Annotated in this window: 19 protein-coding genes; 14 read left to right on the top strand and 5 right to left on the bottom strand. The window is 54.8% G+C overall.

Annotated elements, in window-relative coordinates; all coding sequences use genetic code 11:
• Nucleotides 1–6 precede the first annotated feature (6 nt).
• The 4 genes from ACWHYZ_RS22785 to ACWHYZ_RS22770 are packed head-to-tail and all read left to right on the top strand — an operon-like array spanning nucleotide 7 to nucleotide 6,514.
• Nucleotides 7–1,458, top strand: a complete 1,452-nt coding sequence (locus ACWHYZ_RS22785; protein WP_447984956.1) for a type I restriction-modification system subunit M — start codon at nucleotides 7–9, stop codon at nucleotides 1,456–1,458.
• A complete protein-coding gene (locus ACWHYZ_RS22780) occupies nucleotides 1,455–3,194 on the top strand; it encodes a restriction endonuclease subunit S (RefSeq protein ID WP_447984955.1) in 1,740 nt (579 codons plus the stop codon). Before ACWHYZ_RS22785 ends, ACWHYZ_RS22780 begins: the two co-directional genes overlap by 4 nt.
• Nucleotides 3,195–3,215: 21 nt before the next feature.
• Entirely contained in the window at nucleotides 3,216–5,057 is a 1,842-nt protein-coding gene (locus ACWHYZ_RS22775) for a DUF262 domain-containing protein (RefSeq protein ID WP_447984954.1), read from the top strand.
• Nucleotides 5,058–5,098: 41 nt separating this feature from the next.
• A complete protein-coding gene (locus ACWHYZ_RS22770) occupies nucleotides 5,099–6,514 on the top strand; it encodes an AAA family ATPase (RefSeq protein ID WP_447984953.1) in 1,416 nt (471 codons plus the stop codon).
• A gap of 40 nt (nucleotides 6,515–6,554) precedes the next feature.
• Here the strand turns inward: ACWHYZ_RS22770 and ACWHYZ_RS22765 are convergent, their stop codons facing one another.
• Entirely contained in the window at nucleotides 6,555–7,589 is a 1,035-nt protein-coding gene (locus ACWHYZ_RS22765; RefSeq protein WP_447982970.1) for an IS481 family transposase, read from the bottom strand.
• A 136-nt stretch (nucleotides 7,590–7,725) separates the two neighbouring features.
• Between ACWHYZ_RS22765 and ACWHYZ_RS22760 the strand changes: the two genes are divergently transcribed.
• Together ACWHYZ_RS22760 and ACWHYZ_RS22755 are read left to right on the top strand one after the other, a co-directional pair.
• A complete protein-coding gene (locus ACWHYZ_RS22760) occupies nucleotides 7,726–8,772 on the top strand; it encodes an IS110 family transposase (protein WP_447984952.1) in 1,047 nt (348 codons plus the stop codon).
• 226 nt (nucleotides 8,773–8,998) lie between these two features.
• Nucleotides 8,999–9,820, top strand: coding sequence for an AAA family ATPase (locus tag ACWHYZ_RS22755; protein WP_447984951.1), 822 nt, complete (start codon nucleotides 8,999–9,001; stop codon nucleotides 9,818–9,820).
• A 463-nt stretch (nucleotides 9,821–10,283) separates the two neighbouring features.
• On the opposite strand, the gene ACWHYZ_RS22750 is transcribed toward ACWHYZ_RS22755, so the two are convergent.
• Entirely contained in the window at nucleotides 10,284–10,967 is a 684-nt protein-coding gene (locus tag ACWHYZ_RS22750; protein WP_447984950.1) for a CPBP family glutamic-type intramembrane protease, read from the bottom strand.
• Nucleotides 10,968–11,211: 244 nt separating this feature from the next.
• Nucleotides 11,212–12,105: a methyltransferase domain-containing protein gene (locus ACWHYZ_RS22745; RefSeq protein ID WP_447984949.1), complete on the bottom strand. Its 894-nt coding sequence runs from the start codon at nucleotides 12,103–12,105 to the stop codon at nucleotides 11,212–11,214.
• A 112-nt stretch (nucleotides 12,106–12,217) separates the two neighbouring features.
• Between ACWHYZ_RS22745 and ACWHYZ_RS22740 the strand changes: the two genes are divergently transcribed.
• Together ACWHYZ_RS22740 and ACWHYZ_RS22735 are read left to right on the top strand one after the other, a co-directional pair.
• Nucleotides 12,218–12,736: a hypothetical protein gene (locus tag ACWHYZ_RS22740; protein WP_447984948.1), complete on the top strand. Its 519-nt coding sequence runs from the start codon at nucleotides 12,218–12,220 to the stop codon at nucleotides 12,734–12,736.
• A gap of 564 nt (nucleotides 12,737–13,300) precedes the next feature.
• The gene (locus tag ACWHYZ_RS22735; RefSeq protein WP_447984947.1) at nucleotides 13,301–13,888 is read left to right on the top strand and encodes a hypothetical protein; all 588 of its coding nucleotides are present in this window, start codon (nucleotides 13,301–13,303) and stop codon (nucleotides 13,886–13,888) included.
• A gap of 155 nt (nucleotides 13,889–14,043) precedes the next feature.
• Here ACWHYZ_RS22735 and ACWHYZ_RS22730 read toward each other — a convergent pair whose 3' ends face one another.
• Nucleotides 14,044–14,457: a DUF2238 domain-containing protein gene (locus ACWHYZ_RS22730; RefSeq protein ID WP_447984946.1), complete on the bottom strand. Its 414-nt coding sequence runs from the start codon at nucleotides 14,455–14,457 to the stop codon at nucleotides 14,044–14,046.
• A 325-nt stretch (nucleotides 14,458–14,782) separates the two neighbouring features.
• On the opposite strand from ACWHYZ_RS22730, the gene ACWHYZ_RS22725 reads away from it, so the two are divergent.
• Nucleotides 14,783–17,236 carry a family 16 glycoside hydrolase gene (locus tag ACWHYZ_RS22725; protein ID WP_447984945.1) on the top strand — a complete coding sequence of 818 codons (2,454 nt, stop codon included), beginning with the start codon at nucleotides 14,783–14,785 and terminating at the stop codon, nucleotides 17,234–17,236.
• 257 nt (nucleotides 17,237–17,493) lie between these two features.
• Here ACWHYZ_RS22725 and ACWHYZ_RS22720 read toward each other — a convergent pair whose 3' ends face one another.
• Nucleotides 17,494–18,066, bottom strand: coding sequence for a hypothetical protein (locus ACWHYZ_RS22720; RefSeq protein WP_447984944.1), 573 nt, complete (start codon nucleotides 18,064–18,066; stop codon nucleotides 17,494–17,496).
• 223 nt (nucleotides 18,067–18,289) lie between these two features.
• Here ACWHYZ_RS22720 and ACWHYZ_RS22715 point away from each other — a divergent pair, with 223 nt between their 5' ends.
• The 5 genes from ACWHYZ_RS22715 to ACWHYZ_RS22695 all read left to right on the top strand — a co-directional run bounded on the left by ACWHYZ_RS22715 (nucleotide 18,290) and on the right by ACWHYZ_RS22695 (nucleotide 21,269).
• Entirely contained in the window at nucleotides 18,290–18,451 is a 162-nt protein-coding gene (locus ACWHYZ_RS22715) for an FmdB family zinc ribbon protein (protein WP_447984943.1), read from the top strand.
• An 812-nt stretch (nucleotides 18,452–19,263) separates the two neighbouring features.
• Nucleotides 19,264–19,983, top strand: coding sequence for a Crp/Fnr family transcriptional regulator (locus ACWHYZ_RS22710; protein ID WP_447984942.1), 720 nt, complete (start codon nucleotides 19,264–19,266; stop codon nucleotides 19,981–19,983).
• Between the two features lie 9 nt (nucleotides 19,984–19,992).
• The gene (locus ACWHYZ_RS22705) at nucleotides 19,993–20,463 is read left to right on the top strand and encodes a methyltransferase family protein (RefSeq protein WP_447984941.1); all 471 of its coding nucleotides are present in this window, start codon (nucleotides 19,993–19,995) and stop codon (nucleotides 20,461–20,463) included.
• Nucleotides 20,464–20,701: 238 nt separating this feature from the next.
• A complete protein-coding gene (locus ACWHYZ_RS22700; protein WP_447984940.1) occupies nucleotides 20,702–21,115 on the top strand; it encodes a hypothetical protein in 414 nt (137 codons plus the stop codon).
• A gap of 22 nt (nucleotides 21,116–21,137) precedes the next feature.
• Nucleotides 21,138–21,269: a hypothetical protein gene (locus ACWHYZ_RS22695; RefSeq protein ID WP_447984939.1), complete on the top strand. Its 132-nt coding sequence runs from the start codon at nucleotides 21,138–21,140 to the stop codon at nucleotides 21,267–21,269.
• Nucleotides 21,270–21,281: the final 12 nt, after the last annotated feature.

Raw genomic sequence — 21,281 nt, 5'->3', positions numbered from 1 at the left:
ATACGCATGTCAGTTAGAAACGCCGTCAAGTCCATTCAAGACATCATGCGGCAGGACAGCGGCGTTGATGGTGATGCACAGCGCATCTCTCAGCTCTGCTGGATGTTCTTCCTCAAGATCATCGACGACCAGGATCAGGAGCTGGAAGCGATGCAGGAGGGCTATCGTTCACCCATTCCAAAAAAGTTTCAGTGGCGCACCTGGGCCGCCGACCCTGAGGGTATGACCGGCGAACCCCTCATGGCTTTTATCAATGACCAGCTATTTCCCTCTCTCAAGGAGCTGTCCGGAGCGAAGGACGGCCGCCGTCGTGTTGTACGCGATGTGTTTGAAGACGCCTACAACTATATGAAGTCAGGCCAGCTCATGCGGCAGGTCATCAACAAGATCAATATCATTGACTTCAACAACCTCACGGAGCGTCAGCACTTCGGCGACATCTATGAGCAGATCTTGAACGATCTTCAAAGTGCCGGCAACGCAGGCGAGTATTACACCCCGCGCGCCGTCACCGCCCTCATGGCCGACCGCATCGATCCACATCCCGGCGATATTCTCTTAGATCCAGCGTGCGGGACCGGCGGCTTCCTCACCTGTGCCATTCGCCACATGCGCGAGCGGTATGTGAAGAAACTAGCGGACGAACAGAAGATGCAGCAGGCTCTGCGCGCATGCGAGAAAAAGCAGTTGCCGCACATGCTGTGCGTGACGAACATGCTGTTGCACGGCATTGATGATCCCTCCTTCGTCCGCCACGACAACACGCTGGCCCGGCCCTACATCAGTTACGGGCAAGCGGATCGCGTGGATATCGTGCTGACCAATCCGCCCTTCGGCGGCAAGGAAGAGGATGGCATCGAGAGCAATTTTCCGAAGCATTTCCAAACCCGTGAGACGGCGGACCTCTTTCTTGCTCTAATCGTGCGCCTGCTCAAATCCGGTGGGCGGGCCGCCGTCGTCCTGCCTGACGGCTCGCTGTTCGGCGAAGGCGTAAAAACGCGGCTCAAGGAACATCTCATGGAGGAGTGCGACCTTCATACGATCGTCCGCCTGCCCAACAGCGTCTTCAAACCCTACGCCAGCATCGGCACGAATCTCTTGTTCTTCGAGAAGGGCCAGCCGACGAAAGAGACCTGGTTCTACGAGCATCGCATTCCCGATGGGCAGAAGGCGTACTCGATGACCAAGCCCATCCGCGTCGAGCACCTGAAACCGTGTGTGGATTGGTGGGGCGGGGCAAAGCGCAAGGGACGCAAGGAAACAGATGTCGCCTGGAAGGTCACCGCCGATGAAGTGAAAGCCCGTGGCTACAACCTCGACTTCAAAAACCCGCACACTGTCGCCGACGACCACGGCGATCCGGAGCAACTGCTGCAACAACTCGACGCAGCCGAAAGGGAGACCGCCAACCTTCGTGACCAGCTAAAGGCCATTCTGGAGAAGGCCCTGCTGCGATGAATCCAGCACAATTCTTTTCCCATTTCGACCGCCTCAGCGAAACGCCCGATGCCATCCCTAAGCTGCGTCGCTTCATCCTCGGCCTGGCGGTGCGGGGAAAGCTCGTTGAGCAAGAGCTGAGCGACGAACCGGCGTCCGAATTGCTCAAACGCATTCAGGTGGAGAAGGCTCGGTTAGTGAGGAGTGGCGACATAAGACGGCAGGTAGGCATCTCTCAAGTCGAGGAGACTGAATTCCCTTTCGAGATTCCGGCAAGCTGGCGCTGGGTGCGTTTAATCGACGTGCTGACCAAACTCACCGACGGCACACACCATTCCCCAACCAACCTGACAGACGGCGACTTCAAATACATTACGGCAAAGAACATAAAGCCTGAAGGCGTATCGCTCGCAGACATCTCGTACGTGACGGCCAAGGTTCACCATGAGATCTATGCGCGGTGTAACCCCGAAAAGGGTGACATTCTCTACATCAAGGACGGAGCTACGACCGGCATCGTGACAATCAACGACCTCGATGAACCATTCAGCATGCTGTCCAGCGTCGCCTTGTTGAAGCTATCCACCGGAGTTTACAACCGTCTCATAGCTGAGTTTCTGCGGTCCCCGTTCTTCTATATGCAAATGCGCGGCTTCATGAAGGGCGCTGCAATCACCCGAGTCACCCTAAAGCGAATGGCTCCAGCACTTGTTCCCCTCCCACCCTTCGCCGAACAGCACCGCATCGTCGCAAAGGTGGATGAATTGATGGCGCAGTGTGATCGGTTGGAGGCGGCACAGGCGGAGAGGGAGAGCCGGCGTGATCGTCTGGCGGCCGCATCCCTGCATCGCCTGAACCAGCCCGCCGATGATGCGTCCGCTTTCCGCGAGCACGCCCGATTCTATTTCAATCACCTCCGGCACCTCACTACGCGCCCCGAACACATCAACCAACTCCGCCAGACCATCCTCAATCTTGCCGTCCGTGGCCAACTCGTATCCCAAGACCTCACCGACGAACCTGCCTCCGAACTTCTCAAGAGGATTCAGGCGGACAGGGCGCGGCTTGTGAAGGAAGGCGCGGTTAGGAAGCGGAACCCCACATCATTGGGAGACAGGGACGCCAGATACGATCTCCCCATGACATGGAGGTGGGAATTACTAGGCAACGTCATCACTCAGATGGATTCTGGCTGGAGTCCGGAGTGCGAACCCAAGCCAAGAGTGTCTAAAACAGATTGGGGGATCTTGAAAACGACGGCCGTTCAGAAATTGAGCTTCGATGATCGGCAACACAAGGCGCTCCCGGCAAAACTGAAGCCGCGGCCGGAATATGAGGCAAACGCTGGGGACATACTTATTACACGGGCTGGCCCCAAAAACAGAGTTGGGATTTGTTGCTTAGTTGAAGTTGTCGAGAAGCGACTGATGATTTCTGACAAGATCATTAGATTCCATCTGTTCTCAGGCTTGGAACCGAGGTTCATCGCACTTGCACTAAATGCTGGCTACTCGTTGCAAGCGATCGAAAATAGTAAGTCAGGCATGGCGGTCATGCAAATGAACATTTCACAAGAAAAGCTGAAAGTGGTTCCGATTCCAATCCCACCCCTCGCCGAACAACATCGCATCGTCGCCAAAGTCCAAGAGGTGCTGGCCCTGTGCGACCGGCTTGAATGCCAGATCACCACCATCCAAACCGAAAGCCGCGGCCTCATCGAAGCCATTCTTCACAATGCTCTCGTATCGGCAGCCTGATCTAGTAGCGGAAGGAAACGCATGGATATTGCGCCAGACAAGCAGAACATTGATCGAGTTTTCTCCAATACTGCCTACTACATAGACTTCTACCAGCGCGATTACCGGTGGACGGACGAACCGGTGCTACGGCTGCTGGACGACATATTTTTTAAGTTCAAAGAGCAATACGCCCGCTCCAGCGACCTTGACCCAGCCAAGGAAACTATCACGGCACATTACCCATGGTATTACCTGAATACCTATGTCACCAACGTCGTGGAAGGACGGGTCTATGTGGTGGACGGGCAGCAACGCCTAACTACGCTGTCACTGGTTTTGATCAAACTGCGCCATCTAGCAAAAGCACATGGGTCGAAGTTAGCTGGCTGGATTGATAGCAAGATCGCGGGGCAGTCCGGGTTCGAACAAGAGTTTTGGATGAACCATGTCGGTCACAGGGCCACCCAACAAGCGCTGTTCGATGGTATGGACACAAAGATTATCAACAGCAGCAGTGGCATCACGGCGCAAAACATGGTCAATAACTACGTGACGATCAGCACCTTCATGGACAGGGAGCTGAATGATAAGCGCTGTTTCGAGACGTTCGTTTTCTATTTTCTGCATCGCCTGGTATTGATCAACCTGTCGGTTGAACAGACCGATGTCTCAATGGTCTTCGAAGTCATCAATGACCGTGGCGTGCGTCTACGACCCTATGAGATTCTCAAGGGCAAGTTACTTGGCCAGATCAATAAGATCGAATTGGAGAAGGAGGACTACAACAGCCTCTGGGATGGGCGTGCCGCTGCCATCAACGCCTTCAAGGAAGACGAACTCGATAGCTTTTTTCGTTTCTACCTCAAGTCAAAGTTTTCTCCGACACGCAACGACGGCCAACGCTTTGACGGAGACTATCACCGGGCAATGTTTAAACCAGAAATGGATAAGTCGCTTGGCTTGATGCATAGCCCGGCCAAGGTGAAAGCGTTTCTGAAGGGCGACTTCACCTACTATACCGACCTGTACATCAAGCTGCGGCAAGCCTACGCCGGAGATCAAACGGCGTTTCGGTATGTCTACTACAACGCGCTTCTGGATCTCGATGCGCCATTTCTCCTGGTGCTGTCCGCTTGCGTGCCGAATGACCCGGACGAGGACAAGAAGATCACAATTATTGCACGCGAAATCGATCGCTACTTCTCTCTACTCCAGCTCCAGAGTGCTTACGACAGCAACGAGTTTGCGGATTCTCTTTTCCCCATCTCAGAAGCCATTCGAGGCAAAGGAATAGTGGCTATTCGTCCAGCATTCGACGCCCAATTGACAGCGATGATTGCTGCTCGCCGCAATGTGAAGGACGCGGAACCTCTAAGCTATGCAGCGTTCAAACAGACCGGCATCAACCTGAATACCCGCTTCAAACGCTATTTCTTCGCGCGGGTCGATGAGTTCCTTGCCCAAAACATGAACCTTAATCCTAAGCATCCCATTTCTGATCTGGTGACGAAAACAGGAGCGAAGGCTGGCTTCCATGTCGAGCATATTCTTTCATGGAATGAGGAAAACAAGGCGCTCTTTAACGGGGAAGAAGAGCGCTTTGAACAGGAGCGCAACCGGCTCGGCGGGATTCTTTTGCTTAAGGGCAAGGACAACATCTCCAGCAACAATGAACCCTACCGTGACAAGCTGAAGTCCTATGCCAACACACTTTACTGGAATGAGACTCTACGAGCCGACAGTTACAAGTCAAAGCTGGATATGACAGGACTCAAAAATCGCTATGGTCTCGAACTAGAGGCGCTCGACCAGTTTGGGCCGGACGAACTGGAAGCTCGGCACAAGCTGCTTTATAAGCTGGTTGGAATCATCTGGAACTGACTCTTTTTCGAACCGACCACTGGAAAGGAAAACCCCTGGCGATGATTCGTAAGGTTCAACGAATAAAGTCGTTCGGGGTCTACTCCGATTTTCGATGGACGCCCGAACTTCCAGTGTTCAATAGATATAACCTACTTTATGGTTGGAATTACTCGGGTAAGAGCACGCTATCACGTGTGTTTCGGTGTTTTGAGCTCAAGCAATCCCACCCGGACTTCACCGGGGCGGAGACCAGACTTGAAACGGAAGATGGCCAAATTCATGAGTCTGCAAACGGGTGGAGTGGGTTTGTTGTTCGAGTGTTCAACGCGGATTTCATTCGTGACAACCTCAGCTTTGATGATGGAAACGCGAACCCTATTTTGATCTTGGGAAAGGAGGACATCGAGAAACAGAACACCCTTCAAAGGAAGAAGGATAAGAGGGACCGCCTCCGAATGGAGATTGAAGAGAAACGCGCAGAAAAGAAGAGCATTGCTGAGAGCATTGAGTTAGCGAAAACGTCGAAAGCCAGAGATATCAAGAAGATCCTTTCTCTCCCAGATTACGACAAGACGCGCTTCGGGCAGCAGATCGATGTTGTTGTGGTTGATGTAGATAAGTCTGTATTGAGTGATTCCGCCTTCCAACGTGTGATGGCAACTTCCCTCTCCTCTGACAAGAAGGCGGAGCTTTCGCGCAAGAGTTATGTACTAACCTCAACTTCTGCGCTTACGGACAAAGCAGCTCAATTGCTCAAGAGGACGGTTGGCGCAAAGGCGATTGAGCGTTTTAAAGCTGACCCAGAACTAGAAAAGTGGGTGAATTCCGGTCGTTCTCTGCACGAGACGAGTGACAACTGCCACTTCTGTGGATCTGCCCTTCCATCAGGTCTGTTGGATAAGCTAGCCGAGCACTTCTCGACTGATTACGAGAATCTTATGCGCGATCTCGTCTCGCTAATTCAAGAAATAGAGTTGGCAGCATCTGAGACTCTTAGTCTTGACGACGAGGCACGGTTCTACCCGGAATTGTCTAACAAGTATGGGTTCTTAAAGGGCAGGTTGGAAGAACTGCTTCAACAGCGAAAGAAGGCATTGATGACACTAGCTGGAGCACTTCACGATAAGCAGACAAAGGCGTTTGCTGTGTCCACATGCCCTAATACTGCGGATCTGTCTGAGGAGTTAAGAAATCTAGTCAGTTCCGTTAATGTTGAAATCGATGCTCATAACCGTCGGACCCGAGAATTTGAGCAACTGAAGAAGGATTCAATTGCTCAGCTTGAGAAGCACCATGCGGCTCAGTTTATTTTCGAGCAAGACTACAAGGGAAAGCTGCTGGCGATTAGTGACTTGGAGAAGACCATCGCTGAAAAGGTGGAGGAACTGAACACCTTAAATGCGGAAATCCTCACACTTGAACAAGAGGTTTCAAAGGCAGCAACGGGAGCAGAGCGCATTAACTTGTATGTATAGCTCAAGACTTCATCGGACAGACAGCAAGTCCTCACCGGGTTTAGGCTGCTAACATTTTCTCCTTCGCCAGCGGCACACTGTCCCCAAACGTTTGCATCGGCGTTTTGCCGTAGCACCAGCGGCCTTGATGGGACCGCTGTTCGTTATACTCCCGCAGCCACACGTCCAAATCTGCCTGGAGTTCGTCGAGCGTCCGATAGATCTTCTTCCGGAACACCACACGGTAGAACTCGTTCAACATGGTCTTGTGGAACCGTTCGCAGATCCCGTTGGTCTGAGGATGCCGGGTCTTAGTCCGCGTATGATCGATGTTCTCCACGGCCAGGTACAGTTCATACTCATGGCGTTCGGGTGCGCCACAATACTCCGTGCCGCGATCGGTAAGGACCCGATTCAGCGGAATGTCGTGCTGCTCAAAGAACGGCAAGACCCGGTCATTTAGCAGTTCCGCCGCCATCACCGGTGTCTTGCGGTCGTACAGCTTCGCAAAGCCCACCTTGCTGTACGTGTCGATGAAGGTCTGTTGATAGATCCGGCCCACGCCCTTGAGGGTCCCGACATAGAACGTGTCTTGCGCGCCACAGTAGCCGGGACATTCGCTCTCAAATTCCCCATGGGCTTCTTTGTCCGCCTTTGCCCTCTCCAAGGCCACCACCTGGGCTTCCGTCAGCACCCGCCCGTCTTGGGCGACCTTGGCCTCCAACGCCTTCAGGCGTTTCCGCGTGGTCTCCAGGTCATGCCGCAGCCAGATACCCCGGACGCCGGCCGGTGAAATCGTCAGGGCCTGCTGGCGCAGTTCGTTCGCGACGCGGACTTGGCCCCACGCGGGTTGGTCAATTGCTATCTGGACGATGGCCTGCTCCACCTCCGGGGCGACGCGATTCTTGAGTAGCGGTTTCTGCCGGGAGATCTCTTGTAACGCCGCCTCACCGCCCGTCTCGTACAGTTCTTTGAACCGGTAGAAGCTATCTCGGCTATACCCCATCAGCTGGCAGGCCTTGGAGACGTTGCCCAGTTGCTTCGCCAGTTCCAATACACCCACCTTGGTCTTGATGATCTTCTGCTCCGTGGTCATCGTCCTCGCTCCTTTCTTGAAGGCGAGGACTCTATCTGACTGTCAGTCACTATGCTCTGGAGAGAGTATTGCCTGCAGTGAGAAGGATCAGTACTTCCTGGAAGTCTTCGTTCTACTCATTATGATGGAGGCTTCTATGGCGACCAAGAAAAAGCAGCAGGACGTGGGGCAAGTGCTCTTTGTTGGCATTGATCTTCACCGAAAGAATTGGCATGTCACGGTCAGAACAACGGAGGTAGAACTCTTCCACGGCACGATTCCCGGTCGATGGGATGCGTTGCAGGCCCTCCTCAGTCGTTACCGCCGTGCCGTGCTGCACGTCGTCTACGAGGCGGGATATTTTGGGTACTGGCTTCACGATCGGCTGGTGGCGGTGGGCGCCACCTGTATCGTCACGCCGCCCAGCTTGATTCCTCAGGAGGCGGGCAATCGAGTGAAAACCGATCGGAAGGATAGCCGAAAACTGGCCCTGCTGTTAGCGAAGGGGCTGCTGAAGCAGGTCTGGGTACCAGACGAAGAGGGTCGGATGCACCGACAGGTCATTCGGCGGCGCCGCCAGCTCATTGGCGATCGTGTTCGCACGCAAAATCGCATTAAAGCGGAACTCCGATTCTACGGCATTGAGCTTCCTGAGCCCACAGGGCCATGGACCCGTATTTACCTACAGAACTTACAGCGTCTCCGGTTCTCTACCGCGTGGTTGCAGGACAGTTTTCAACGGCTCTTAGAGGAGTACGAATTCCTCACGGGTCAGATCGTCAAGCAGACCAAATTGCTCCGATCACTCGCAGAAACGGACCGCTATCGATCGCAGGTTCAATGGCTCCGAACCATTCCGGGCATTGGTCTCATTGCGGCGATGGAGTTGCTGTTAGAATTAGGCGACCTGCACCGATTCAGGCACGGCGATCAATTGGCGGCGTATGTTGGGCTGACGCCCTCACAGCACTCCAGTGCGGACAAGGTCCGTATGGGCCGCATTACCCGGTCCGGCAAAAATGCGCTCCGCGGGACGCTCATAGAAGCCGCGTGGCGGTTTCTCACAAAAGATCCCGGGATGCGATCCATTTATGACCGATTGAAACTACGAACAGGTGCGAAGCGCGCTGTGGTCGCTGTGGCCCGTCGTCTGCTCCTGCACGCCAGACGCGTGGTGATCCTCCGGCAGCCGTACCCTACGTAAGTCCATGGCGCCGAGAAGCCAACTGTGGATTCAGAGGACGGAAGGAGCGTGACTTTATCTGCCTCGTCGGCAGTGACGGGGCGTCTGTCAGTATGCTCCTTCTTCTCATCGATATCCCTCGAATTGATGACCTGTGGTCGGCGTTCCGATCACGAATAGCAGATTGGGAGGGCTTCTCAGGGACCTTGACCTTTGACATAGCAGATTAAGTTCTAGCTTTCACAACTTGTATCTTCGAGGCTATTTTGGCAAAGATGACCTTCAACTCACTGTGTCACCAGACAATCGGTTTCTTATCACTCGCCAAGGCGTTGCTGCCAAGAACCTAAGCGAGGGAGAGAAGACCGCCATAGCATTTGCCTATTTCATCACGCGGCTCGCAGAAAAGGGAGCTGACATCACGGAAACAACAGTTTTCATTGACGATCCTATTTCGAGCCTTGATGCCAATCACCTGTTCAATACGGTTGCATTGATAAAGACCCAGCTTGTTGGCTGTCGACAGTTGTTTATTTCGACTCATAACTTCGAGTTCTTCAATCTCCTTCGGGATTGGCTGATTGATGTAGAAAAGCCAAGTAAAACGCTGCCACACAAGGATCTGAAGAAATGGCGGGCCTTTCTGATACAGCGATCTTCAGTTAGCCAATCGGTTATTCGCGAAATTCCACCAGAGCTCATTTTATTCAAGTCGGAGTATCACTATCTCTTCTCTGTACTGCATCAGTTCACCTCGCTAGCTGAAGTCGACTTCGCACAACTCTTTAATCTTCCCAATGTCACGCGGCGATATATGGAGGCCTTCGGAGGGATTATGATTCCGTCCTACGCCGGGCTACAGAAGAAGATGGAGAAGCTGTTTCCTGATGTCGCAGAGAAGGAGCGCGTGTGGAAGTTCATTAACCACTACTCGCACAATACGACCGTGACCAGATCACTAACAGTGCCTGACACAAGTGAGTGCAAAGCGGTGATCGCATGTTGCCTTGGAGCAGTACAGCGATGGAACAAGGAGCACTACGACGCCCTGCTAGAAGCGATCACATAAAAATGCACAAAAACAATGGGGCCACGTCTTTGTTTCTTGTGCCTGGCACGCAACTATCAGGGGGTTGCCCGTCTCGCTACATCCGGCCTCTTCGCTCACCACTCCTTAACCAGAATTTCTTTATCAAGGTCTATGGGGGCCGTGATTCTCTAGCCCGTCGCGGTCATACTCGTTCGGCTCCAACTTCTTAAACTACCCTGACCTATAAAGGTCAGGCTCTTGCCGAGTCGCTACATTAACAGCCTTTTTGCTCAAGATCGGTTTTAAGCCGGTTCGGTCGATCTCTATCGTTCGGACACTCGCCTTGTGACGTTGTTTCTTTGACCCTCAGCCCGTCACACCTTTTTCCGCTCAGGCCAGATGTCCTTAGCGCCTGGCGCGGATCGTCGACAGAAACTGATTCACTTCCTGTTCCCCGCCACTGAGTCATCAACAACTTTCGGCTGAGAAGATCTGTGTGCGCTTATCTTTGATTCAATAGATTTGCGAAGAGAACACTCCATCGGCTCGCCAAATCGTAGCCGTAGACCCAATAATAAAATGTTGCGCCCAGGAGCGCATGAGAAACAGCAAGAGGCCAGAGGAGGCGATAACGGAGATACAACACACTCCAGAGAGTGCCGCCAAGCGCCGTCAGCACGGCAATTCTGATGTCTGTGACATGGACTGCGCCGAAGATAAGGCCGTTCAGCGCGGACTGAAAGAGCGGATGGAGCGAAGGGAAGAGCGTCCGCAGCCGACCCAATAGATAGAACTGAAAGAGTGTTTGTTGGATGAACGCCCAGGGTAAGTACATCAATATGGCGATCGGCAGTTTCCGATGCAGAATTCTCGCCGCTACACCGGGCCAATCTGCTCCGCGATACCCAATCGCGGCTCCCATCAGCAGAAATAGGACCACCGCCAGGGCGGTCAGCACCATCGTGCTTAAGATACCATGCGGTAGCCGTGCTCGTTCGATTTCGAGCGGCCACTGTCCCCAGATCTCAGTCCGTGTGTAATTCATATTGAGGAGGACGAGCCCCAGCGCGAACAGGGCGAATCCGATATCGACGAAGATTGGTCTTCGTGGAAACAGCAGCAGGAAGGTGATCGTTAACACCGCTAGGATCAGTAGCTCGCACGCCACCCTTCGCCGGTGAGTCATCTTCCCTGCCCGAGGCTGTACATGAGTATGCAGTGCGCATCTGGAAGCACGCCTTGTATCTTACCTCCCACCGGAACGTTTAAGTCTAGCGGGCCACTGGTGGCTCAAATCCGTTGGGAAATGAGAAGAGACGCGGGCAGAAAACAAAGGGGGGACGATCTCTATCTTTCGGAACACTCGCCTTGTGACGTTGTTTCTTTGAACCTCAGAACGTCACCCTTTTTCCGCTCAGGTGACGAAGTGCTCAGCGCCTGGCGCGGATCTGGATAAAATCCTGGTGCACGGGAATGCGATACCTGCCGCCGGCGGTGGCGAAATGAGCTTTGAGGTAGGCTTCCACGTCCTGTCGGCGAGGCGGTTGATGCATCTGGATCAGATTCAGCATGAATTCAGCCACCGTATAGGCGGAGGCAAAGTCGGGGGTGTCGACATGCGCGGGGTCGAGTGTCGTGACGACCTCATAACGGTCCCTGTGCTTCTGTTGAAAGAGGTCCATGACGTGGCGCAGTTCGAACCGGTGATTGAAAAAGTGATGGACCATATTCATACAGCCGCTTTCCCGGTTCTGCAGAATGATGACGGTGACGCCCGTTGGTGACATCCAGGAGACCAGGCATTCGAGGTGTGCCAGCCACTCCTCAGGGGGAATGTAATAGAAGATGTGTGAACAAAGGACAAGATCGCCCTTGGCGGCGGGATTGGCCTTGAGAATCGGCTCTCCGATCACTTCGGCACGCGGAAGGGCCTGTTGGAGGTGGCTGAGGAGATAGACGTTCGGTTCGATGGCAATCGTGCGGTCAAACGCCTCGGCGAATGAGCCAGTCACCGCCCCATTGCCTGCCCCGGCATCGATAAAGACGTGTCGGATGGGCATGGCGTCCACCACCTGCTGTAACCATCGCTTGGCATTCCGTTTCTGATCGGTATGGTCCAGAAATACCTGAAAGGCCTGCTTGTAACTTTCCCCCTGTGAATCAAAGACCTGAATTGTGTCCGATTGCGTCATGGAGAACCTCCCTCCCGGCTGTTTGAATTTCCATGCAGTGTGAAGATACGCCTTTTTGTCGAAGAAAACTCGCATGGCGAGCGGAACAAGGAACAGGCTCATCTTTGGAAACATCCCAGCTGGTACGACCATCACGTATCTTCTGGGGGCTCTCCATTGTCATACGACAAGGTTTCCGGTACGGTACCACACCATGGAGCGGTCCTTCACTCCTCGCGTCCTCACGCATCAGGAGGTTTACATCATGACATCGAAACTCATAGCGGGTGTGGCGATTGGAGTCTTGGTGCCCGTGATCGCCGCTACCGTCGAAGCGGCGCAGTTCAACGGCTCGTGGAAAGGGACGCTCACCGGCGCTGATGGGAGTGCAGCCGAAGTCCAAATCGATTTTGGTCCGCAGGGCTTTCCCATGTACTCGTACACCAATAACAAACGGGTGACACGTCAGGTCGAGTTGTCGCAGGTCGGGCAGATGGTGGAATATGTTCCGGCGGGAGGCGGAGTGCAACGGGTACTCGTGAAGACGCTGGAGCAAGGACAGGGCCGGCTTTCGATCGGCATTGTGTTTTCCTTTGAACGGGCGAGCCAGGGCTACCTGCAACAGAACCAGCAATCGACCTTGTTCGAGTATGTCCTGGATCCGGAAGGCCTGAAGATGCGGGTGACGACACAATCTACCGCCCACATGGGCGATAAGGACATGATCGTCGGCGGCAAGCCGAACTCCGCCGTCGTTGAAGGACTCTTGCAAAAGGTGCATTGAGTTCAAGTGTAGACCTCCACACTTCCGCCATATCGTCCGAACATCTGGCGTACGGACAGATCGGCCGTCTAGTTTTTTGGCGGCCTCTGGGCATCACTAAATGTCTTGGCTTTGAGGAAGACACATGGCCGAGGCAGGAACGTTTTGCAAGCTCCCCGTCTCGCTATATGCGGCCTTCGTTGCTCATCACCCTCTTGTCAGCGACCATCTCACTAAACTCATTGCGTAGTGATTCCTTCGCTCTTGCCCCCTTCGACACCCGCAACTAACATTCGTACTAGAGTGATTGCCGGCAATGGTTGCGTACTTCCTCCGCATGGGTGGAGAGGTGATCGCCGTGCCGTGTACGAATATAAATGCCTCGACTCCGGCAAGGAATCGGTGCTGAAGCTGACTCTGTGGGATCACGAGAGCGCTGTGACCTGTCCATCGTGCAGCAGTCAGCGAATGGTGCAGGATCAGCAGTGTGATGGCGAAGAGAAGCCGGAAGAGTTGATGGCCATCAGACCCGCACGACCACGGGCCAACGCAGCCCACCTTCGCGAGCAGAGGGGGAGGTGTGACATGTACATTCATCGGCCAGTCCTTATCCTGACGGTCGCCCTTCTGGTGGGCGTGCCACTTGCGCTCGCGGGAGCAAACGGAAAGCAAGCGGACCAGAAGGAGGGTATGCCGATCGTGCTCTCTGATTCCGTCAAGATGAGGGGGACGGTCGAGGCGATTGATTACGACACGCGCATGGTCACACTGAAGGGACCCCAGGGAAACACAATTACCATGAAGGTCCATGATGACGTCGTGTATTTTGACCAGATACAAAAAGGCGATGAAGTCGTGACTGAGTATTACGAGTCCGTCGCGTTGGGGATGCGGAAACTCGACCAGGGTCGGATAAAAAACCAGGTGGAGGTCGCCGAAGCGGTTCCGCCCAGGGAAAAGCCGGGGCGGTTTGAGATGAAGACTGCGGAAGTAGCCGCCACTGTCGAGGCGATCGATTACGATCATCGGACGGTGAAGTTACGTGGACCAGAGGGCGATGCCCTGACGATAAGAGTGGACGAGCAGGTGAAAAGTCTGGACAAGCTTAAGCGGGGTGACAAAGTGGTCGCGAAGATCACTGAAGCCTTCGCGGTCTCGGTTCTGAAGCCGTAAGAACATTAAGCAGGCGAAAAGGGTTCGGGGAGTCGTATTTAGTCGCGAAGCCGACCTCAGCCGCTCTGGGCTTGCTCTGTGTGGCAATACGCCACTTAACAGGCCACTGAACCCCAAGTCCGTCGATCCCAAGCGCTCCATTCGACGCCGATCAATTAGTTCCAGCAACCCATCCGACAAACACCCTTCGCGTTGCATCGGCGGCGGAACACTTCGACGAGCGGGAGTGTCAGGAAAGATCCGAAACTGAAATGGACGATCCGGTCGAAGTGATTGCGGTGAAAATCGAACCACTGGTCCAGCCAGATGCCAAACGGGACCTTTGGGTACGTGTAATGAACCGCCACGGTATGGAGCGTGAGCCATACCGTAATCAGGACATACGAGGCGTTCGACAGCGGAACTCTCCGATGCGTGGTCACGAGGACGCTGACGAACAGGACGGGCAGGATATTGGCCCCCACCAGATCCTCGGACCCGCAGCGGCGATCGCCATGACGACGAACAACGCCGGGTCCCACGCCAACATCAGCTGAGGAATGAGGCGCTGCGAGGCGAGACCGTTGCATCACTGGCTATCCACATACCGCTTGACGCCTCCTTCTTTCTAGGTGTAGCCGGTCAGCATTGTGTAGGATCTGTTCACCACACAATATGAACGTCGCGACGAGTAGTTCTGTGAGAACACCGAAGTACGCGACGCAATGGTACGTATCGATACTAGAGCCGATTTAAAAACCAACCATTTCAAGATGCTTACATTTTGACCTTGGCGGGCATGCTAGAACGGCCACGATCATCTTACCAACGCGCGTCTTTCCTCTTGAGGTCTTGTTATATCGGCAAGTCTTTTTCCATTTCCCATAGCTGTCTAGGACAACACTGGAGGGGCACATGGCAAAGACAACGGAGACCACTTCCTTCACGAAAGACATTCAAGGGCGCTATCTCTGTAACGACATCAGCGAGATCAATGCATGGAAGGGAGGTGGCGGGCGTCCCTTTGACTTCATCGTCATCGGCGGCGGCACTTTTGGCGCGGCGATTGCCGAACACCTCTGGTTTCGTCAAAAACAGACAGGCGGTGGACTACGCACGCTCGTGATTGAAGCGGGCCCATTCACTGTTCCCGAACATGTGCAGAACACAGGGATCCAAGGGTTCACGGACCCGCCGAATCCGTTCTTCCTCAATGAAAACGCGCCGCAGCCTGAACCCCCGCGCAATGAGGTGTGGGGTATTCCGTGGAAGTCATCCACTGCGTTCAAGGGGTTGGCCTACGCCATTGGTGGGCGTTCGGTATATTGGGGCGGATGGTCCCCGCGACTTCTTCCCGAGGAGCTTACGACCTGGCCTGCGAGCACGGTGACCGACTTGGACGCACGCTACTTCGACGAAAGTTCTCGGCAGATCGGGGTCGATGATACCAATGACTTCATCTTCGGCGAGCTGCACAATGCCTTGCGTGCGCAACTCTTTCGGCAAATTGGGACGGCAGGGGCTGCGATCCCGTTAAGCCAGCTACCGCCGTCCCCGTTGCTGAGACCCGGCGCTGATCCGGCGCAGCTCCTCGGCTTGGATTCAACGGCTGGCCTCACGCCGGATGATCTCCGAAACCTATTGAAGCTGGAAGCGCCCCTGGCGGTACAGGCCCGGCCTCCTCATGCGGGCTTTTTCCCGATGAATAAATTCAGCACCATCCCGCTCCTGATGAAGGCCGCCCGTACGGCGGCCTCCGACTCGAACGGTGACGATGCGAACAAAGAATTCATGGTCCTCCCAAACACTCACGTCTTGTCGGTGCGAAAAACTCAGACTTCATCAGGCACATGGCTCGTGACCGGTGTCGACACGAGCAACGGCTTCATTGAGCTGGCCCCCGGCGGAGCCGCGGTGGTGGCCCTTGGTACGATCGAGAGTGCCCGGCTGGCACTTGTCTCGTTCGACGGCACGAGCATTCCAACCCTTCCGCTGATCGGAAAGAACTTGCTTGCCCATCTCCGGTCGAATTTGGTCATCCGTGTCCCACGCGCGGCGATTAAAAACTTGTCAGCGATTACGAACGAGCTACAGGCGTCGGCCTTATTCCTGAAGTGTCGTGCCAAGAAACCGAACGGCGATGTTCTTGGCCATTTTCATCTTCAGATTTCGGCGACAGGCGGGGGCAACACGGCTGGGGCCGAGGATGAACTCTTTCGGAAAATCCCGGACGTGGACTTTTTCGACCAACTCCGAACGTCGACCGATACGCACGTGGCCATCGCAATCCGGGGGATTGGCCAAATGGCTGCCGCAGATTTCAACGATCCGGGGACGCATCCCAGCCGCGTGGAACTCGACCTGCAAAGGGATGAATATGACGTGCGCCGTGCCTTGGTCACGATTACAGCCCAGCAGGGGGACAATGATCTTTGGGATGTGATGGATGCCACGATGGCGAAGGTGGCCGCGATCTTCGCCGATGGGCAACCAATCCAAGAAATACAGAAGAATCGCGATGGGTTAGGGACCACACACCATGAAACGGGTACGTTATGGATGGGCACCGACGCGACCAGAAGCGTGACTGATCCTATGGGCCGGCTCCATTACACCGAAAACCTGTACGCCGCCGGCCCATGTTTGTTCCCGAGCATTGGCTCGCCGAATCCGATGCTTACCGGCATTGCGTTGGCGCGACGCACGGGGGACCACATCATGAGTCCGCCCGCGTTCGTAGCCGATGCCGGCTTTGAAGCGCTTTTCGACGGTCAGACGCTGGGCAACTGGAGAATGTCGACCATTCGCAACCAACCGGGGCGTGATAACCCCGGCACGTTCCGCGTCCGGCGGGGCGCCTTTGAGTCGCTTCCCGGGACGGACCTCGGCCTTCTGTGGTTGTCCCGGCCGACTCCACCGCGATTTGTCCTGCGGTTACAGTGGATGATGACAGCGCAGGATGACAATTCAGGCGTATACATTGGCTTTCCCGATCCAGAGGCTCAGGGCTACGACAACACTGCCTATGTGGGTGTCAACTTCGGCTTCGAGATTCAGATCGACGAACTGGGCCGTCCCGATAACGCGCCCGTCCACCGCACGGGCGCCATCTACTCTTTTAAAGGACCAAGCGATGGACCAGTGACGGTCCGAGCACTCGGCGAATGGAACGACTACGAGATCACCGTCAACGGGGCAAAGTTTACCGTTGCCCTGAACGGGCAGGTCATCAATCGCTTCAACTTCACGGGGGATCCTCAATCGCCGCAACGCGGTCTGCCCTCAACGCCGGCGCAACCGCGGTTCATCGGCCTCCAGACGCACACCGGTCATGTGCTCTTCCGGCACATTCAGTGGAAGGCCTTGTGAGCGAAAGTAGAAGGGAAACAAAGAGTCGAGACTTTCTGCAAGGTACTTTATTGCGGCTTGCCGTTGAGCGGCCGCTGATCTCTTCGATGAAACAGCCATGAATCACGAGATGGCGCTCTTTCATCTCGCTATGAGGCCATTTCAAGACGTCGAAGAAGACAACTCATCGGGAAGTTAGAAGACGAAGAGCCCTGAGGGTGTACGATTCCTCAGGGCTTTTCTATGGCATGCAACAATTGGGAGCAGACCGCCTACGCTCACTTCACCGCTGGTGCCGGCGCGCCGGCGCACAGCACTTCCCACTGAGCGGCGAGGTTGGGACTGCCGCCACCCCATCCGGTGATGGTCCCACTGCCATCCACTGACACTCCGGGCTCATCCCATTTTTGCGCGACGACCCGGTTTGTGGCGAACCGTGGCCGGCCCTTTCCGGCGCCGTCTTCCCAGACTCCGGCATAGGTATAAGTGCCACCATCAATCGCGGTCATGCGACCTGCCACGCAGTCTGCGCTGGCACGATACAGACTTCTAAATCCGACCCAGCCGCTTTTGACTTGCTCTTTCGCGCAATACTTGTCTCGGGGCTTGTACGTTGCGCACCACTTCTCGGCGTCCTCGGGCGCGATTTTCGCTTCCACCATGGCGTTAGCGGTTCCGATTCCGGATTTGGAGGTGACTTGCGGGTTGAGGCACTTAGGAAGGTTGCAAATCGGCATGTATTCAGTGCCGGCACTCGATGCGACACCGGCAAGAGAAAACACGGCGGTGAAGATCACCGCGGCACACAGCCAAGCCAAACTGATCCTGAAAGTAGGCGCGAGATGTTGCATAGGTTCTCCTCATGTGGTGATCGGGTTTCTACTGGCGCATAACGTAGAGCACGGCCGTTCTGCTGTCAATTAGGAACCCGGACATCAGGAATTTATCGCGACTCACAAGGCGTGATTGCGTAGTGATTTGTTCCCTCTTGCCCCCATGGTTCCACGCGACTATTCTTCATGGTGATTCGGCACTGACTGTATACGTCATCACGAGAGTGAGGAGGGGATCCGCATGCCGATGTACGAATACAAATGCCTCGACTGTGGCAAGGAATCCGTGCTGAGCCTGACGCTGAGGGATCACGAGAGCGGGGTGACCTGTCCGTCGTGCCAGAGTCAGCGAATGGAGCAGTTGATCAGTAGTGTGAGTGCCAAGACGAGTCGGAAGAGTTGACGGCTATCGGAACTTACACCGTACCTCTCGATGTCTCACCGGTTTGGGGCACAGAGGCTGAATACTCCCTTCTCCCAGACGATTGAGGAGGAGGCGTCGAAGTTTCTCGCTCGCTGCGCATCATCTACCGAGACGGCGATCTTCGCCCAAATCTAGAGATCCGTCTGCTGCCGGCTCCCCAGTGCTGTTGTTCTTGCTCCCAACTCACAATGGGAGGCCGGTCTTGTCTCTTGTATCAGTCCCCAAAGATGACGACTTCGTCATCTGTCACACCCGCCCCTGTTCGTGAAGACGTTCGATAAGGGATGCGCCAACCAAAGGTCTTGACCATACAACCCATCAATAAGGCAATCTCAACGCCGACGATCAAAGTGGCGACGTTTAATATCGAATGGATGGACGACTGGTATCAGGTGGTCAGCGATATACCGCCATCTTTGAAAAGAATACGAATGCTCTTGGACCATGCCCTCCTTTCTCGAGAACCGATTCGGACAACGGCCTTGCGGAGAGTGCCGAACTCGGGAAGGTCCATCACGCGGAATATAACGGTCAGGTTCGGAATGGGTAAACATCGCGAGGATCGGCCGAATGACCATCGGCCTGTCAGGGTGAAGTTCGAATACTGACGTTGATTTGTCGCCAACGCTTTAAGAAGTGTAAGACCTCGGTTTCCTGCGCCCTGTCCCTGTGCGGACGTCCCACAACAGATCACTACCTGACAGCGCAATGAGGATACGAAATGACCGAACCACTGGCATCCGTTGTTGGATCATCCGCGTAGAAATAGCATCTTTACGCGAGAGGTCATCTTGATTGCCGAGGGTCTGTCCAACCAACTCCTGGCCGCCCTTCCGCCTGAGGAGTTCGAGCGCGTCGCGCCGTATTTAGTCGATCTCGATCTTCCTCTGGGTCGCGTTCTGGTCAATTCGGGAGACATCATACATGAGGTGTACTTCCCAACGACGGCGATCGTCTCACTGATGAATGTGATGAGGGATGGGGAAAAGGTGGAGGTGGCGGTCGTCGGCCATGAAGGCATGATAGGGATCCGCATGTTTTTTGATGATGATGAAGCCTTTGCGCATGCCATATGTGAGACGCCCGGCCATGCCATAAAGATGGACGCTCAGAAATTTTGGGCGATGATGAGGGCACAGGCCGGGATGCGCCACGTTGTCCATCATTATGTCCACGCTTTTCTCTTCGAAGTCTTTCAATCTGCGGCATGCAACAAGGTACACACGATTCCACGGCGCTTTGCCCGGTGGATTCTGACAAAACAGGATCGTGCGCGCACCGATTCGTTTCCGTTGCCGCCTGAACTGGTCGCCGAGATGCTGACGATTCGGGAGGCAAGCGCCTGCGCCGTACTGGATCAATTCATACACGACCATCTCATCGACTATCAGAACGGCGTGGGCAGGGTTATCAATCGAGAGGGCCTTGAAGCCATTGCCTGTGAGTGTTACGCGCGGGTTCAAGCTGAAATGAACAAAATCCGGTTGAAGCGAGAAATGAGAGAACCCTAGACCGTAGAAATGGACCCGATGCACGGGCTCGAGTTGAAGATTCCTCCGGTCGCAGTCGTTTTCCTCGTGGCTTCGCTCATGTGGCTCGCCTCATGGGCCATGCCGGCATTCGGGTTCGAGTTTCCCGCCCGTGCGCTTCTGCCAGCGACTGTTGCCGTTGCAGGCCTCATAATCAGCGGGTTCGGGATTGCGTCATTCAAGCAAGCGCGGACGACGGTCAATCCTCTGAAACCAGAGTCAGCGTCCTCATTGGTCGTGTCCGGCATCTATCGGCTCACACGCAACCCGATGTATCTCGGGTTTCTATTGGTCTTGCTCGGATGGGCGCTGTTCTTGTCGAACGCACTGGCCTTGCTGTTTCTTCCGCTATTCATCTTCTACATGAATCGCTTCCAAATCGAACCGGAGGAAAAAGCGCTTCATTCTCTCTTCGGGCAACAGTTCGTGGCCTACGCATCTCAGGTGCGTAGGTGGCTATGAGGCCTGACACGTCCGTCAACATGATTCTGACGTCCCTGCATGTACAGATGGCACTACGTGTCCGTCAGCATTTTCAATTCTCGGTAGCGTTCTTCAGACGCAGAGTTGAGGCCTCGGTCTTCTGATTGCAAAGGAGCGACGTGTAGATCGGGCGAGAAGTGCACGACGTCCGGCCGGGATGGTATGATGGCGCTGTTCGACAGACCGCATTTTGTACTCTACATAATGAAAGGACATCATGGTCACGAATCTCACACGTCACATCATCGGAATCTCTTTAGGTCTCGCCCTGTTCGCGGGCCCCGGCCTTGCCGCAGAACCGGCTGATGTCGAAAGGTTCGTTAACGCACGCATTGATATCGGCGAGATGATGACGAACTACTTTGCGGGTGGCGAGCGGTTCAAGGAAGGACAGCGGCCGTCGCCCGAACAGATGCGCGAAATGGGAACGGATATCAACTCGAAACTCGGCAAGCTTCTCGAGAAGTATGATTTGACCATTGACGAGTATCGGAAACGCAGCCCGGAGGTCTTCGCCGACGAGGCGGCGGTGAAGCGCTATCTCAACGAGCATCCGGATCTAAAGCAACGGTACGAGGCGCTTCCACTGGATCGCATGGGACGCGGAGGCAGCACCGGGCGCGGGTATTAGCTGAGTGAACCCAGGCTATCGTTTGATCATTGTCGACAAGGCGGGGGTGCTGGTTTCAGAATTTCAGCTGACGGAGAATGCTCTGGCGCAGCCGGAGGCGTTCGTCATGTCGATCAAGCAGGCAATCGAGGATGCCGAAGATGAAGAGCCCTGAAGTCGGTGCGGC

It is taken from the genome of Nitrospira sp. Nam74 (genome assembly GCF_965152615.1).
Note: the sequence above shows the minus strand (reverse complement) of the source record. Positions and strands in the feature narration are given on the sequence as shown.

Excerpts from the sequence above, each read along its gene's own strand:
- ACWHYZ_RS22785 (WP_447984956.1), top strand. The coding sequence starts at position 7 with ATGTCAGTTAGAAACGCCGTCAAGTCCATTCAAGACATCATGCGGCAG.
- ACWHYZ_RS22780 (WP_447984955.1), top strand. The coding sequence starts at position 1,455 with ATGAATCCAGCACAATTCTTTTCCCATTTCGACCGCCTCAGCGAAACG.
- ACWHYZ_RS22775 (WP_447984954.1), top strand. The coding sequence starts at position 3,216 with ATGGATATTGCGCCAGACAAGCAGAACATTGATCGAGTTTTCTCCAAT.
- ACWHYZ_RS22770 (WP_447984953.1), top strand. The coding sequence starts at position 5,099 with ATGATTCGTAAGGTTCAACGAATAAAGTCGTTCGGGGTCTACTCCGAT.
- ACWHYZ_RS22765 (WP_447982970.1), bottom strand. The coding sequence starts at position 7,589 with ATGACCACGGAGCAGAAGATCATCAAGACCAAGGTGGGTGTATTGGAA.
- ACWHYZ_RS22760 (WP_447984952.1), top strand. The coding sequence starts at position 7,726 with ATGGCGACCAAGAAAAAGCAGCAGGACGTGGGGCAAGTGCTCTTTGTT.
- ACWHYZ_RS22750 (WP_447984950.1), bottom strand. The coding sequence starts at position 10,967 with ATGACTCACCGGCGAAGGGTGGCGTGCGAGCTACTGATCCTAGCGGTG.
- ACWHYZ_RS22745 (WP_447984949.1), bottom strand. The coding sequence starts at position 12,105 with ATGGTCGTACCAGCTGGGATGTTTCCAAAGATGAGCCTGTTCCTTGTT.
- ACWHYZ_RS22740 (WP_447984948.1), top strand. The coding sequence starts at position 12,218 with ATGACATCGAAACTCATAGCGGGTGTGGCGATTGGAGTCTTGGTGCCC.
- ACWHYZ_RS22735 (WP_447984947.1), top strand. The coding sequence starts at position 13,301 with ATGTACATTCATCGGCCAGTCCTTATCCTGACGGTCGCCCTTCTGGTG.
- ACWHYZ_RS22730 (WP_447984946.1), bottom strand. The coding sequence starts at position 14,457 with ATGCAACGGTCTCGCCTCGCAGCGCCTCATTCCTCAGCTGATGTTGGC.
- ACWHYZ_RS22725 (WP_447984945.1), top strand. The coding sequence starts at position 14,783 with ATGGCAAAGACAACGGAGACCACTTCCTTCACGAAAGACATTCAAGGG.
- ACWHYZ_RS22720 (WP_447984944.1), bottom strand. The coding sequence starts at position 18,066 with ATGCAACATCTCGCGCCTACTTTCAGGATCAGTTTGGCTTGGCTGTGT.
- ACWHYZ_RS22715 (WP_447984943.1), top strand. The coding sequence starts at position 18,290 with ATGCCGATGTACGAATACAAATGCCTCGACTGTGGCAAGGAATCCGTG.
- ACWHYZ_RS22705 (WP_447984941.1), top strand. The coding sequence starts at position 19,993 with ATGGACCCGATGCACGGGCTCGAGTTGAAGATTCCTCCGGTCGCAGTC.
- ACWHYZ_RS22700 (WP_447984940.1), top strand. The coding sequence starts at position 20,702 with ATGGTCACGAATCTCACACGTCACATCATCGGAATCTCTTTAGGTCTC.